Annotated in this window: 11 protein-coding genes; all 11 read right to left on the reverse strand. The window is 65.6% G+C overall.

The window, feature by feature from the left end; translation table 11 throughout:
• Positions 1–77: 77 nt before the first annotated feature.
• On the reverse strand, positions 78–1,415 hold the full coding sequence (locus tag HY57_RS18950) for a sigma-54-dependent transcriptional regulator (RefSeq protein ID WP_019464522.1): 1,338 nt from the start codon (positions 1,413–1,415) through the stop codon (positions 78–80).
• 82 nt (positions 1,416–1,497) lie between these two features.
• Positions 1,498–1,899: a hypothetical protein gene (locus HY57_RS18955; protein WP_019464523.1), complete on the reverse strand. Its 402-nt coding sequence runs from the start codon at positions 1,897–1,899 to the stop codon at positions 1,498–1,500.
• Positions 1,900–1,951: 52 nt separating this feature from the next.
• Positions 1,952–3,760 (reverse strand): DUF885 domain-containing protein, encoded by a 1,809-nt coding sequence (locus HY57_RS18960; RefSeq protein WP_019464524.1) that lies wholly within the window; start codon positions 3,758–3,760, stop codon positions 1,952–1,954.
• Between the two features lie 305 nt (positions 3,761–4,065).
• Positions 4,066–5,316, reverse strand: a complete 1,251-nt coding sequence (locus tag HY57_RS18965) for an ABC transporter permease (protein ID WP_019464526.1) — start codon at positions 5,314–5,316, stop codon at positions 4,066–4,068.
• Positions 5,317–5,326: 10 nt separating this feature from the next.
• Positions 5,327–6,658, reverse strand: a complete 1,332-nt coding sequence (locus HY57_RS18970) for an ABC transporter permease (protein WP_019464527.1) — start codon at positions 6,656–6,658, stop codon at positions 5,327–5,329.
• A 114-nt stretch (positions 6,659–6,772) separates the two neighbouring features.
• Positions 6,773–7,984, reverse strand: a complete 1,212-nt coding sequence (locus HY57_RS18975; protein ID WP_019464528.1) for an ABC transporter permease — start codon at positions 7,982–7,984, stop codon at positions 6,773–6,775.
• 8 nt (positions 7,985–7,992) lie between these two features.
• Positions 7,993–9,315, reverse strand: coding sequence for an ABC transporter permease (locus tag HY57_RS18980; RefSeq protein ID WP_019464529.1), 1,323 nt, complete (start codon positions 9,313–9,315; stop codon positions 7,993–7,995).
• 19 nt (positions 9,316–9,334) lie between these two features.
• Entirely contained in the window at positions 9,335–10,558 is a 1,224-nt protein-coding gene (locus tag HY57_RS18985; RefSeq protein ID WP_019464530.1) for an ABC transporter permease, read from the reverse strand.
• 10 nt (positions 10,559–10,568) lie between these two features.
• Positions 10,569–11,870 carry an ABC transporter permease gene (locus HY57_RS18990; RefSeq protein WP_019464531.1) on the reverse strand — a complete coding sequence of 434 codons (1,302 nt, stop codon included), beginning with the start codon at positions 11,868–11,870 and terminating at the stop codon, positions 10,569–10,571.
• Positions 11,871–11,901: 31 nt separating this feature from the next.
• Positions 11,902–13,131, reverse strand: a complete 1,230-nt coding sequence (locus HY57_RS18995; protein WP_019464532.1) for an ABC transporter permease — start codon at positions 13,129–13,131, stop codon at positions 11,902–11,904.
• A gap of 15 nt (positions 13,132–13,146) precedes the next feature.
• A complete protein-coding gene (locus HY57_RS19000) occupies positions 13,147–14,460 on the reverse strand; it encodes an ABC transporter permease (protein ID WP_026033795.1) in 1,314 nt (437 codons plus the stop codon).
• Between the last annotated feature and the right edge of the window lie 63 nt (positions 14,461–14,523).

Raw genomic sequence — 14,523 nt, forward strand, 5'->3', positions numbered from 1 at the left:
GAGCGCACCCTGTGCGCGACTTGCCTGACATCGTGCAGTCGCGCACAGGGTGCGCTCCTACAAGAAACGGGCCGGTTTCAGGCCTGGGCCAGGCCGTAACGCTCCATGCGCCGATACAACGCCTGCCGCGACAGGCCGAGTGATTGCGCGGCGCGGCTCACGACGCCACCCGCCTTTTCCAGTGCGGCTTCAACCGATTCCCGGCTGGGTTCGTCCAGATTGCGCGCGCCAGCGGCGGCCACCTGCGGCAGGTTGAGCTGCTCGGGCGCAATGCGCCCGTCGCCCGCCAGCAAGGCCGCGCGCTCGATCGCGTTCTTCAGCTCGCGCACATTGCCTGGCCAGGCATACGCCAGCAGGGCATCGCGCGCGGCGTCGGTGAGTTCGGCGCGGCCGTCGAGGAAGAAATCGGCCAGCGGCAGAATGTCGTCCACGCGCTCGGACAGCGGTGGCAGGTTCACTTCGATCACGTTGAGGCGATAGTAAAGATCCTCGCGGAAGGTGCCCGCGCGGATCATCGCCTTCAGGTCGGCATTGGTCGCGCTCAGCACGCGCACCTTCACGCTGCGCGTGCGTCCGGAACCCAGCCGCTCGAATTGGCCGGTTTCCAGCACGCGCAGCAGCTTCACCTGGCCCGACAGCGGCAGGTTGCCGATCTCGTCGAGGAACAGCGTGCCGCCGTCGGCCAGTTCGAAACGGCCTTCGCGCGCCTTGTTGGCGCCGGTGTAGGCGCCCGCATCGGCACCGAACAACTCGGCCTCGATCAGCTCGCCCGGCAGCGCGCCGCAGTTCACGGCGACGAAGGGGCCGCGCTTCACGCCCGAGTTGGCGTGCACGATGGCGGCGATGCGCTCCTTGCCGGCGCCATTGGGGCCGGTGATGAGCACGGGTACGTCAGAGCGTGCGACCTGGCAGGCCAGGTCCAGCGTGCGCGCCATCGCCTCGGAGGCGAACACAATGCCGTTGAGGTCGTAGCGACGCTGCAGGTCTTCGCGGCGCTTGCGACGCTCGTTGCGGGCGCGGGTGACTTCGCGCGTCGATTCCGAAAGCTCCAGCAGGTTCTCCACCGTGGCCAACAGCTTGTTGTCGTCCCACGGCTTGGCGAGATAGTCGGCGGCGCCGGCCTTCACCAGCTCCACTGCGGTTTCCAGATGCGTCCAAGCGGTGAGCAGGATCACCGGCAGATCGGTATGGCGCAGGCGGATATCGCGGAACAGCGCGATGCCCTCCTCGCCCGAGGTGGTGTCGGCGGTGAAATTCATGTCCTGGATCACCACGTCCACCCGCTCGGTTTCGAGCATGGCCAGGCCCTGTTCGGGCGTCAGCGCGGTCAGCGGGCGAATCTCATGCAGGGAGAGCGCAAGGGAAAGCGCCTCGCCCACGGCCGGGTTGTCGTCAATGATCAGTACGGTTCGCATTCGTCGCTTGCACATGTAGACGTGGATGCAGCTCCACGCCAAAAGGTTGCCATCATTTCGCCGATTCGTCGCGATTGACAGTTCAGTCGCTTCTTATGGGAGGGGGTAGCGGTTCGAGCAGCTCGGCGCATGCCTGGGGAGCCAGCAGCACGGCCTGCTCCGTTCCACGGCGACGCACCTTCAGGGGCATGGGCGAGATGCCGTGATCCCGCAACGTGACGAGGAAGTCAGCCACGGCGGCCACGGGCTTGCCGTCTGCTTGCAGGATAAGGTCACCCTCTGCGAGGCCCCAGAGATTCACGGGCATTTCTTGCACCACCCTGACGCCACCGGCCTTGTCCGTCGTCAGATCTAATGACTGTCCCCCCCTGCCCCAATGCAAGGCGTCACTTGATTCCCAGGATGACCAATCGGACGCCAGTGCATGACTGGCCGGCAACAGCAGGCCCGCTGCCAGCAGCAGGTGCTTCAGTGTTCGTCGCACGTCATCACTCCCTGAAAAAGCGCGCGCCGTCATGGACGGCGCGCGCGGTGGATCAAGCAGCGGCCGGATGCGCCGGTGCCTTGCCCGCCTTCACGGCAGCGATCCAGGCATCGACGCGGGCTTCCAGCACGTCCAGCGGCAGCGCACCACCGTTGAGGATCTCGTCGTGGAAGGCGCGGATGTCGAACTTGTCGCCCAGTTCCTTCTTGGCGTGCGCACGCAGCGCCAGGATCTTCAGCTGACCCATCTTGTAAGCCAGCGCCTGGCCCGGCCAGGTGACGTAGCGGTCGGTCTCGGCCTGCACGCTCGGCTCGTCCTCGCTGGAATGCGCGTGGAAGAAGTCGACCATCTGCTGGCGGCTCCAATGCTTGTAGTGCACGCCGGTGTCGAGCACGAGGCGGTCGGCGCGCAGCAGCTCATCGGAGAGATGGCCGTAGTACGAGAGCGGATCCTTGTAGAAGCCCAGCTCCTTGCCCAACTGCTCGGCGTACAGTGCCCAGCCTTCGATGTAGGCGTTGTAGCCCGCCTGCTGACGGAACGGCGGCAGGCCCTGCAGCGTCTGCGCGATGGAGATCTGCATGTGATGGCCCGGGATGCCTTCGTGATAGGCCGTCGACTCGATGCTCAGCACGTTGCGGTTCTGGTAATCGCCGGTGTTGACGAAGATCTGGCCCGGACGCGATCCGTCCGGCGTGCCCTGGCGGTACTCGGCGCCGGCCGCTTCCTTCTCGCGGAAGGCTTCCACCGGCATCACTTCCACCTTGGTCTTGGGCAGCAGGCCGAACAGCTTCGGCAGTTCCGGCTGCATGCCGGCCAGGTAAGTGCGATAGCGGTTGAGGATGTCCTCGCGCGAGGTGGCGTGCACCTTCGGGTTGGTCTTGAGCGACTCGCGGAAGCTGGCCAGATCCTTGAAGCCCTGCTGCTTGGCGATCTCGGTCATCTCGCCTTCGATGCGCTTCACTTCGGACAGGCCGATCTCGTGGATGCGCTCGGGGCTTTCCTTGGTGGTGGTCATCTGCTCCACCTGGAAGGCATAGATGGCCTCGCCGTTGGGCAGCTGCCATACGCCCGGCTCGCTGCGGCCATGCGGGGCGTAGTCGTTCTTCACGAACGTGCCGAGCTTGGCGTAGGCCGGACGCACCTGCTGGTCGATGGCGGCGAGGATGGCGTCATGCAGGCGCTTCTGGTCGGCGGCGGACACCGTCTTGGGGAAGTGCTTCAGCGGCTCGGCGAACAGGCTGTCCATGCCGGCCGGCTTGCCGATGCTGTCGATCTGCGTGACCACTTTTTCCAGCACGTACTTCGGCGGCATCATGCCGTTCTTCATGCCCAGGCGCGCGGTTTCGGTGGCCTGGTCGAACAGCGCCGGCACCGACTTCAGGCGAGCGAGGTAGTCGTCGTATTCCTTGGTGTTGTCGAACGGGATGGAGCTGATGAAACCGGCCAGCTGCAAGTGCACGCCGGTCATCTGTTCCAGCGGCATCTCGTCGATCTTCAGCTCGTGCGCCTTCAGCGCATCGGAGAGGCGACGCACCATCAGCTCCTGGTTGAGCTTGTCCTCTTCCGAGAAGCCGGTGGTGTCGATGGCCTTGAAGCGCTGCAGGAAGGCCTTGTCTGCGGCGTACTCGCGCTCGGCATAGGCCGGCGAGGCGTCGGCCCAGCGATCGTTGTAGCGAAGGTCGCCCAGGATCGTGGCGAACTCCGGCTGCGTTTCCAGCGTGTGCTGCCACTGCTCGGCGAGCAGGGCGTTGAGCGCCTTCACGCGGGTAGGTACATCCGTGGTCGTGGCGGCCTGCGCCGTGGCGAGGCACGCCGCCGACATCACCACACCCGCCAACAACATTCGCGGTCCGATCTTCATGGGTACATCCTCGGGTTGAGATTCGCCTATTCTGCACACCCGGCGCCGGCCTGCCCGTGCCGAACCGCACGGGCGAGTGGTTCAGCTACGCGAAACCCAGAGAAGCTCCAAGAACCTGTTCAAGATCTTCTGGGCGTCTCAGAAAAGCGGCTTCTTTTTGCTCGTCATCCCCGCGAAAGCGGGGATCCAGTGACTTTATAGGCTACGAACAGGCACTGGATTCCCGCTTTCGCGGGAATGACGGTGAGGGAAATGGGTGTTCCCGCAAGAAATTGAACAGGCTCTTGGCAAACACCACCGCCACCCTAGATCGACCGGGTCGCCACCACCGGGGGCACCTCGGCCGCCCGCCTGGCCGGCGCCAGCACGGCCAGCTGGCCAAGCAGGAGCACCACCACGCCACCGATCGGCATGTAGTTCCACGGCAGGCGCGGCAGCTCGTAATAGTGCATGAGCACGCCGTTGGCGACATACGCCAGGGCCATGCCCACCATGACACCGGCGCCGGCGATCAGCAGGTTTTCCACCATGAAGTACCGCATTACCTGCCCACGGCGCGCGCCCAGTGCCCGCTGAATGCCGATCTGTCGCGTGCGTCGCTGCACCCAGAAGCCGGTGAGGCCCATGATGCCGATGGCCGTCACCACGATCACCGCGAGCGTGACGCCGGCGAACAGCCACAGGGCGGCGCGTGCGCTGGTGAGGGCTTCGTGGCGGCGTTCGGCGTAGGTGTCGATCTTGGCCTGAATGTCTTCGGCCATCAGCGGCCCGAATTCACGCTTGATGGTGTCGCGGATGCCCCGCATGGCCACCTCGCGCATGGCCGGATCGATGCGCACGGCGTAGCCCACCATGGCCGTGTCGCCAATGCGCTTGGCCGCCAGCAACGTGTTGTCCGCGCGGCCGTCCGTTGCCAGCGAGAGCTGGTTGCGCATCAGGTGGCGCACCACGCCGATCACCTGGTAGCCATGTCCGTCGGGTTCGTCGGGCACCTTCAGCATCTGCCCCACTGCCGGCTGATCGCCGAACAGCTGCCTGGCCAGCGACTGGGTGATGATGATGGGCTCGGGCGACGCGGTGCCCGGCACCGCGGAGGACGATTGGTTGACGCCGAAGTCCCGATACTCGGCCGGCAGGAAATCCCGCCCGGCGATCAGCTGCAGGCCCAGCGATGTCACCAGCCCTTCGCCGAAATAGCCATTCACGCCGACCTTGACGCCACGGGGCGACTGCAAGGTGTAGTCGATCATCATCATGCTGATCATGGGCAAGCCTAGCGCCGCCGATGCGGACCGGATGCCGGGCGTGCGGCTCAGCGCCAGCTGGCCGGCGCGCACCTCGGCACCCGTCCAAGGCCGCACGCGCGAGGCAATCTGGTCGACCAGCACCAGTTCGTTCTCCGCCAGACCGCTGGGCGCCACCATGGGCTGCACGCGCTGCCAGACGAGAAACAACACATTGCACAGAATGGCGCAGGCCAGCGCCACCTGCAGCAGCACCAGCGTCGGCATCAACGCGTGGCGACGCAGTACCTTGAGCATGATCGAAAGTGACATGGCGCCTCCCTTATGCGCTCTTGACCTGCAGGCCCGGTTCGACACGCGACGCGCGCCACGCTGGCAGCCACCCGGTGACCACCCCGACCACCAGCGCCAACAGGAACAACGCCGCGAACATCGCCGGATCGAGCCGCGCCAGATCGGTGAAACCGCTGTCTTGCAAGCGCAGCGTCCAAAGGCCGAACAGTGTCAGCGGCAAGGCCAGCGCGCCGCCGATCAGGCAGATCATCGACGCCTCGAACACATGCTGCTGGAAGATGGCACGGCGCGGTGCGCCGAGTGCGCGGCGCACACCAATCTCCGCACCACGCCGCAGGAAACGCGCGGCAAGCAAGCCCGCCACGTTGGCCATGCACAGCAGCAGGAATGATCCCGCCAGCCACGCGTTCAAACGCACGTTGTCAGGCACCACGTTTTGTTTGCTCAACCACGTCCCGACACCGGTCAGCTCGGCGTGCGCCGGTTTGCCGTAACCGGCCAGCGATGTCTGGTTTTCCGCGTAGTGTTGCAGGTAGGCAAGGAAATCAGCCGCCTGCCGACGATCCGGCAGATCGACCCAGTAGCTCAGCGATGCGCAGTGAATGGCGTCGGTACCGAACAGGGTTTTCTGCTTGGGCGCGTCTTCGTCGCAACCGTCACTGCCCGCCAGGTCGACGCCTGCGTCCAGCAACGCACTCAGCGGCACGAAGGCTTCGTCACGCCGCCGGTCGCCAAAGCCGAATGCCGCCAGCTCGTAGAAGTGCGGCTGCGGCCTGAAGGGAACACTCACGCCGATGATGCGGAACACGCCATGCCCCAGCTTGAGATCGCGCCCCAGCACATCGGTCGTGCCGTACAAGTGCTGCGCCATCTCGCTGTCGATCACCACCAAGGGCGTGTGTGCGGCGTCCTCTGCCGGCGTCCATCCGCGACCGCTGCGCAAGGACACGCCCAGCAGGGGCATGAACTCACCGGTGGTCGCCAGCACGTAGTCGCGTGCGTGCCGCGGCTGCTCGCCATCGCCGGTCAGTTCCGTGAACACGCTGGCCATGGCCGCCTGCCAGGCGGCCCGGTGGTCGTGCAACAACTCCCGTGCATCACCCAGCTTGATGCGGTGATAGTTCTCTACCGTGATCTCATTGAGCGACTGGTTCTGCTGGGGCTTGGCATGCACCGTGTCGACCCAGGCCAGATACAGGTGGCTGCTGCGCCCAGGCAGCGGGTCCGCCGTCAGCTGGTGCAGCAAGGCCAGCGTCGTCATCGTCGCCGCCAACCCCATCGCCACGGTAAGCACCGCCAGCACCGTGCTGCGTGGAAACCGCCTCAATCCATGCCAGGCCAACATCAGGTTGTAACGCATGCGTTCCTTCCCTGTTGCGTGATTTTTCCGTAACCGTCGCGGCACATGCGCCGCGCGTTACGTCCCCAGAGGCATGACCGGCCCGTACCGGCCACGCCGCGTCCCCTCACACGGTCAGACCGACCGCGTCGCCACCACCGGCGGCACGCTCGCCGCGCGCATGGCCGGCGCCAGCACCGCCAGTTGCCCCAGCCCCCACAGCGCCAGCGCGCCCACCGGCAGGTAATACACGGGAAGGCGCGGCACTTCATAGAACTTCATCAGCACCAGGTTGAGCCCGAACGTCAGCACCACGCCGACCACGATGCCGGCAGTGACGATCAGGAAGTTCTCCGCCTGGAAGTAACGCAGGATGTCGCTGCGCGTCGCGCCAATGGCGCGGCGGATGCCGATCTGCTTGCGACGCTGCTGCACCCAGAAGCTGGCCAGCCCCACGATGCCCAGCGCCGTCACCAGCAACAGCGCCACGATGACGCCAGCCAGCATGCCGACCATGATGCGGGTCTGGCGGAAATAGTCCGCGCGCAGCTCCGGCACGGTGCGGCTCTGCGGGAGATTGAGCACCGCCTCCGGCGCGGCCTTCTGTGCCGCGTCGCGTGCCTCGCGCAACACACGCGGCAGCTCGGCGGGGCTGGCGCGCAAGACGTAGACGCCGTGCAGCGAGTCACCGGGAGTCACCGGGGCGAACACCGACCACTCACCCGCGCTGTCGCCATGCCCACCGCCCGGATCGGGCGGCGCCAGGTGTGCCATCACGCCGATCACGCGGAAGTGGTATGTGTCCGACCAGAACTCCTTGCCCAGCGGATCCTGTCCCGGCCAGAGGCGCTCGGCGAACGCACGCGTGACCCAGACAGACGTGTTCTTCGGCAGCCAGTTTTCAGCCACCTGGAAATCCTCCGGCTGGAACGCATGCCCTGCCACACGCTGCAGGCCCAGTGCTTCCACGGCACCGGGGCCGCCGGAGTAGAAGTGCGGCACGGCGATGTAGTGCTCGTGGTCAAGGGTAACGCCGGCGTAGCCGGCGTGGTCCGCAAACGGCACGGCATTGACCACCGCCACCGACTGCACGCCAGGCACGGCACGCAACGCAGTGGTGACCCGTGCGTTGAGGTCCGTGCCCTTGCATCCATCGCAGCCGAGGCTGATCAGGGCCAGCGAGGATTCGTCCACGCCGCTTTCCACATGAAGCATCCGCAACTGCCCCACGATGAGGAAACAGGCGTTGCACAACACCGCACAGGCAAGCGCGATTTCCAGCGCGATCAACGCGGTGGCGAGACGATGGCGGCGCAAAGCGGCAAGGATGGGAGCGAAATGCGTCATGGTCGGCCTCACAGAGTCTTCAGTTGCCATGCCGGCACCACGCGGCATGCGCGCACCGCCGGGAGCATTCCCGCCAACAGGCTCGCGCCAATCGCGGCGAGGAAGGTCAGCATGAACATGGGCACGTCCAGGCGCGCCAGGTCGGCATAAGCCACGGGCTGCTGCCGGATGAACCACAACCCCGCCAGGGTGAGCAGCCAGCCGAACGCGCCGCCAATCAGGCCGATCAAGCCCGACTCCACCATGTACTGCGTGAATACGGCCGCGCGGCTGGCGCCCAGTGCGCGCCGCAAGCCGATTTCCCCGCTGCGGCGCAGGAACTTCGCCAGCAGCAGGCCCACCATGTTGACCAGGCAAATGCCGAGGAAGGCCACCGCCAGCCAGGCCTGCAGGCGCACGTTGCTGGGGAGCACGCCGTTGTAGTCCAGCCATCCCATCAGGTCACGCAACCGCGTATTGCCCGCATGCGTGAAGCGGCCCGCCGCCTGCTGCTGCGCCGCGTAGTCGGCGACATAGCGGCGATACGCCGCCACCTTCGCCGCATCGTTGAGCTGCGCCCACAGTGCCACCCACACGCAGGGAGCGTTCTGCAGATGGCCCGGTCGCTCAGGCATCTGCCAGCAGGTGAACTGCAGGAAGTTGCCGTCGTTGACCTCCAGGCCGGTAAAGAACGGCGTGATGACATCCTCCGGCCGGGTGTAGAAGTCGCTGGTATCGCCACCGGCGAAGCGGCCACCGCGCACCGCATAGAACTGCGGCGACGGTCGCCAGGGCTTGAGCACGCCGACGATGCGCACGTCGCTGTCGCGCAGGCGCAGGGTGCGTCCCACGCTGTTCTCGCCGTTGAACAGCTTCTGGTTGAGATCGTCGGTGATGACGACCACGCGGGCGCGAGCCGCGTCGTCCTGCTCACTCCACGGACCGCCGTAGCGGAACGGCACGTTGAACATGCTGAAGAAGTCCGTGGTGGCCGACAGCATCGTCGTCATCACGGGAGGCTTGCCCGCTTCCGCCGTGTTCAGCCGTACCTGGCTTTGCACCACCAGCGCCTGCCGGTCGGCGCGCCGGGCGCTCCACAGGTCCACGGCCGTGCGGTAATCCAGCATATCCAGCGGCTCGTTGGCGTCCTTGCCCTTTGGATCCGCATCGACCTGCGGATAGAAGATGGCCTGGCTGCGTCCCGGCAACGGATCACCCGACAGCAGGTGCACCACCGTCAGCGTGGTCATGCTGGCGCCGATACCCACGGCGATGGCAAGCACCATCAGCGCCGTGAGCACCTGGTTCCGACGCAGGCTGTGGAAGGCAAGATCGAGGTAGTAACCGAACATATCCCTGTCCCCTTGTCGCTCAAACCGAACGTGTCGCCACCACCGGCGGTACCGCCGCGGCACGCATGGCCGGGCCCAGCACCGCCAGTTGCCCGATGATCCACAGCAGCACCGCACCCACCGGGAAGTAGATGCCGGGCAAGCGTGGCAGTTCGTAGTGCACCATCAGCAGCAGGTTGATGCCGTAGGCCAGCACCATGCCCACGACGATGCCGATGGTCGCCAGCAGGAAGTTCTCCGTCTGGAAGTAGCGCAGGATGTTCGTGCGCGTGGCGCCCAGCGCACGGCGCACGCCGATCTGCCGGCGCCGCTGCGCGACCCAGAAGCTGCCCAGGCCGACGATGCCCAGCGCCGTGACGATCAGCAGCGCCACGCACACGCCAATCAGCAGGCCCGCCATGGCGCGGTCGTTCTGGAAGAAGTCGTGCCGCATGTCGTCGAAGGTGTGCTTCTTCAGCACCACGCGATGCGGGTTGATCTCCTTGAGCTTGGCCAGCGCGGCGGCGAGCACGCGCTCGCGGTCTTCCGGCGTCTTGGTGCGGACGACATATTCCCCGCGCGCCATGCGCATGGGGAAGATCATGCTGTAGCTCTTGGCCGAATCGTCCCAGATGGACGGACGTATCAGTTCCTTGACCACGCCCACCACGGTCATGGGGTAATCCATCAGGTAGATCTGCTTGCCCAGCGCCTGCTGGCCGGGCCACAACCGCTGGGCCATGTTCTGCGTGATGACGATCACCTGTGGCAGGGACTTGGCGTCCTTGGCGGCGGCGCCGCGCACCACGTCATCGAAATCCTTGAAGTCGTCGGGTCGCAGATCCCGGCCGGCGACCAGCTGCAGGCCGAGTGCAGGCACCAGGTTCTCGCCGGAATACATGGTCGCATTGAGCGTGGAGAGCTTCTGCTTCGGGTCGAGCTTGATGCCGGAATTCGAGGACGAATTGCCGAACGGCACCTGCATCACCGAGGCCACCTCGGCCACACCGGGGATCTGCTGCAACGCGGCGAGGTCGGTCAAGGTGCGCGATTTCTTGTCCTTGGTGTCGCCGATGTCGGCCAGCTGGATGTGCAGCAGGCGGTGCTCGTCCACCCCGCTGTCCATGCTCATGCGATCCAGCCGCTGACTGATGATGAACACGGCATTGCACACGATGGCGCAGGTCAGCGCGATCTCGATGATCACCAGCAACGCGGTGATCTTGTGGCGACGCAAGGTGGAAAGGATGGGAAGAATATCCATGTCTGCGTCCTCACTGACTCTTCAGTTGCAATGCCGGAGTGATCTGGCACGCGCGCCACGCGGGCAACAAGCCGGCCAGCAAGGTGGAACCGATGGCCAGCACGAACGTCGTCAACAGCATCGCCATGTCCAGGTGCGCCAGCGAGGCATAGTCCGACGGCTGGCGCCGCACCAGCCACAGGCCGATGAAGGCCAGCAGCAAACCGCACAGGCCACCGGCCAGGCCGATGACGCCGGACTCGATCAACAGCTGCATGAACACCTCGCGCTTGGAGGCGCCGAGCGCGCGACGCACGCCCAGCTCGCCCGCGCGGCGCAGGAACTTCGCCAGCATCAGGCCCACCGTGTTGACCAGGCAGACCAGCAGGAAGCCGAACGCCAGCCAGGTCTGCAGGCGCACGTCGCCCGGTACCACCTTGTTGATGTCCAGCCATTCCATGAGCCCCGGCAGGCGCACGTTGACCGGGCGCACGAAGCGTCCCAGCGCCCGCTGCTCTTCCGAGTAGTGGACCAGGTACTCCTTGTACGCGGCGACCTTGGCCGCGCTGTCCAGCTGCACCCAGAACTGCAGCCACACGCAGGGCTGCGTTTCCGCATGCTCCTCGTCGCCACCGGTGCCCCAGCAGTCGGTGGAACCGTCGTGTTCCAGGCGGATGTCATGCGAGGTGGTAAGCGGCACGAACACGTCTTCCGACGCGGCGTACTTGCCCGTGTCCACGTCGTAGAAGTGCGGATTGGGCCGCCACTCGTCCAGCACGCCGACCACGCGGAAGGCGGTGTCCTTCATCCGCAGGATCTGGCCGGTGCTGTCCTTGCCGCCGAACAGTTTCTCGTTGAGCTTGCGCGAAATCACCACCACGCGCGCCTTGCCGTCGTCCTCCTCCGCACTCCAGGGCCGACCGTAGAGGAAGGGCACGCGGAACATCGGGAAGAAGTCGCTCGAAGTGTAACGCGCATCGCTGTAGAACGGATCGAGGTTCGCCTGTGCCGGCTGCACCGGCACCGAGCCGCCGGTCATCAGGGCCTGCCGGTCGGCGCGCTTGGCGTGCAGCATGTTCATGCCGTCGATCCAGGTCACCTGGTAAGGCGGATCCTTGCCCTCCTCGTAGCTGTCCTGGTCGCGCGGGTCGATCCTTGGATAGAACAGCGTGCCGCTGGCGCCCGGCAACGGATCGCCGGACAGCACATGCAACACGGTCAGCGTGGTCATGCTGGCCCCGATGCCGAGCGCAATGGCCAGCACCATCAGCGTGGTGAGGATCTTGTTGCGCCCGAGGCTGCGCAGCGCCAAGTCCAGGTAGTAAGTGAACATCGTCGTCCCCTATCTCAACATTCCCGTCCGTCTACACGGAGCGCGTAGCTTCCACCGGCGGCACGCGCGATGCGCGCAACGCCGGCGCGAGCACCGCGCCCTGCCCCAGCAACAGAAGAATCACCACACCCCCGACCAGATACGCCAGCGACAGGCGGTGCATCTCGAAGTGGGTGACCATCCAGAGGTTCATCACCAAGGCAAGCACCACGCCCAGCACCACGCCCGCACCGCTGATCAGCAGGTTCTCGGTCATGAAGTAATGCAGGATGTCCCGCCGCGTGGCACCGAGCGCGCGACGCACGCCGATCTGGCGGCGACGCTGGCCCACCCAGAAGCTGGTGAGGCCCACGATGCCCGCGGCGGTGACCGCCAGCAGCACGACGCTGATCACGCCCATCAGGATGGCCATGCCGCGATCGCTTTCATACGCACGCGACCGCACCTCGCTGAAACTCAGAATGCCGTCGTCCTCGTTGATCACGCGACGGGGGTTGTGCGCGAACAGCGCCTTGCCCGCCGCACGCATGGCCGTGTCCAGCTGCCCCGGACGGGTGCGCACGATGTAGAACGAACCCAGTGAGATGGCCAAACGCTCGGGAATGATCACCGACCGGTAGGCGAAGGCAGAGGCCCACTGCGAGACGCTCTGGGCCTGCAACAACTCGACCTCGCCCACGATGGTGGCCGGCCCACCGACCAGGTAGATGGTCTTGCCGACCGCGTCGCCAGCGGGAAAGAGCTTGTCGGCCAGCGCCTTGGTCACGATCACCATCGGCGGCGCGAGCTTGTAGCGCATGTCCATGTGGCCGATTTCATCCGCGCGGAAGTTGCGCCCCGCGACCAGCTTCAGCCCCAGCGTATCGATGAAATGCTCGTCGGCGAAGTAGATGGTGGCTCCCGACGAGTCCTGTGTCTGGTCGGGCTTGAGCCGGATGGCGTCGTCCCAGCCGCCGCCGCGCAGCGGATAGGAGTTGCTCGGCGTCACGTCCTGCACGCCGGGGAGCTGGCGCAGCACCTGCAGATCCTCGCGGATCATGGCGTCGACGCGTTCCGTGCCGGGCGCCCCCACCCATTCGCTCTTGATCACGAAAAGGTTGGGCTCGTCGATCCCCGTCGGCTCGGACAGATGCGCGACGCGCTGATGGATGATGAACAGCGCATTGCAGACGATTGCCAGGGTCAAGGCAATCTGCATGGCGATGAGGAAGGTGCCCGCCTTGTGGCGGCGCAGCGCGGAGAGAATCGGCTTGATCTGCATGTTCTTCTCCCCTCCTCAGTTGGACTTGAGTTGCCAGGCGGGCTGCACTTGCGCCGCACGCCAGGTGGGATAGAACGCCGCGATCACCGTGGCGGAGATCGCCACCAGCATGGTCAGCAGCACCAGCGACGCATCAAGCTGGGCAAGGCGCGCGATCTGCGGCTGGAACACCAGGCCCAGGCCAAGCATGCCCGTGGCCGTCAGCGCCAGTCCAAGCACGCCGCCAGCCAGGCCGACCATCGCCGCTTCCGCCAGGAATTGGCGATAGATGTCCGCCCGCGATGCACCGAGCGCCCGCCGCACGCCGATCTCCGGTGCGCGACGCATGAATTTCGCCAGCAGAAGGCCAACGGTGTTGACCAGGCAGATCACCAGGAAGCCGAGCGACAGCGTCAGCGAGATTCGACTCTCGGGCGGCACCGCATGCTGGTAGTCGAGCCACTCACGCACATCGCGCAGGCGATTGTTCGGCGCCCAGTTGAAGCGGCCGGCGTCGCGCTGTTCGCGCGCATAGCCATCAAGAAACTGGCGATAGGCCAGCACTTGCGCGGCATCCTGCAGTTCCACCCAGGGGCTGATCCACACGCATTCGCCCTGCAGCCAGCTGTCCCAGCTGTCGCCGCGTTTGCCGACGCTGCCGCAATTGTTGTTGCCGTAGGTGTCGATGTGCTGCGCGACCGCGTAGGTGAAGGGGATATAGAGCTGCGAAGGATCGGCAAACAGCTTGTCGTCAAAAATATCGAAGAAGCGCGGCTTGGGATCCCAGTTGTCGGTGACGCCCACGATGCGGTAATGGCGGTCGTCCAGCGTGATCTCGCGCCCCACGCTGTTGGCGCCGCCAAACAGCTTCTGGTTGAGCGCGCGACTGATCACGATGACTGCCTCGCGCGCGTCGTCCTGCGCACTGCCCCAGCCGCTGCCGTACTGGAACGGCACGTCGAACATCGTGAAGAAGTCACTGTAGGTGGCGTAGCCCTCGGCCTTGAACGGCATGTGGTGCGGGTCGTCCGGCATCACGGACAGGCCAACCGGGAACAGCATGGTCTGCCGTGCCGCCTTGTGCGCGCGCATCAAGGCCATAGCGTCGGTGTAGGTGAGCGCCGAGGGCGGCTCGCCATGGCGGTTGTACTCCGGCCCGCGATTGTCGATCAGCGGCACGAACAACGTCGACGACTTCTGCGGTATCGGATCCCCCGATACCGCACGGAACACGGCAAACGTCACCATCGACGCCGCAACGCCGAAGCCGATCGACATGACCATCAATGCCGTCAGCAGGACGTTGCGCCGGAGGCTTGCCGCGCCCAGTCGCAAGTTGTGGATAAACATGCTGCTCATGACTCTCTCATTCCACCTGAAACGTTTTTCCAACCACCTGTTACCGCACCACGC

Origin of the sequence: Dyella japonica A8, from assembly GCF_000725385.1 — a bacterium.
Classification (GTDB): Bacteria; Pseudomonadota; Gammaproteobacteria; order Xanthomonadales; family Rhodanobacteraceae; genus Dyella; species Dyella japonica_C.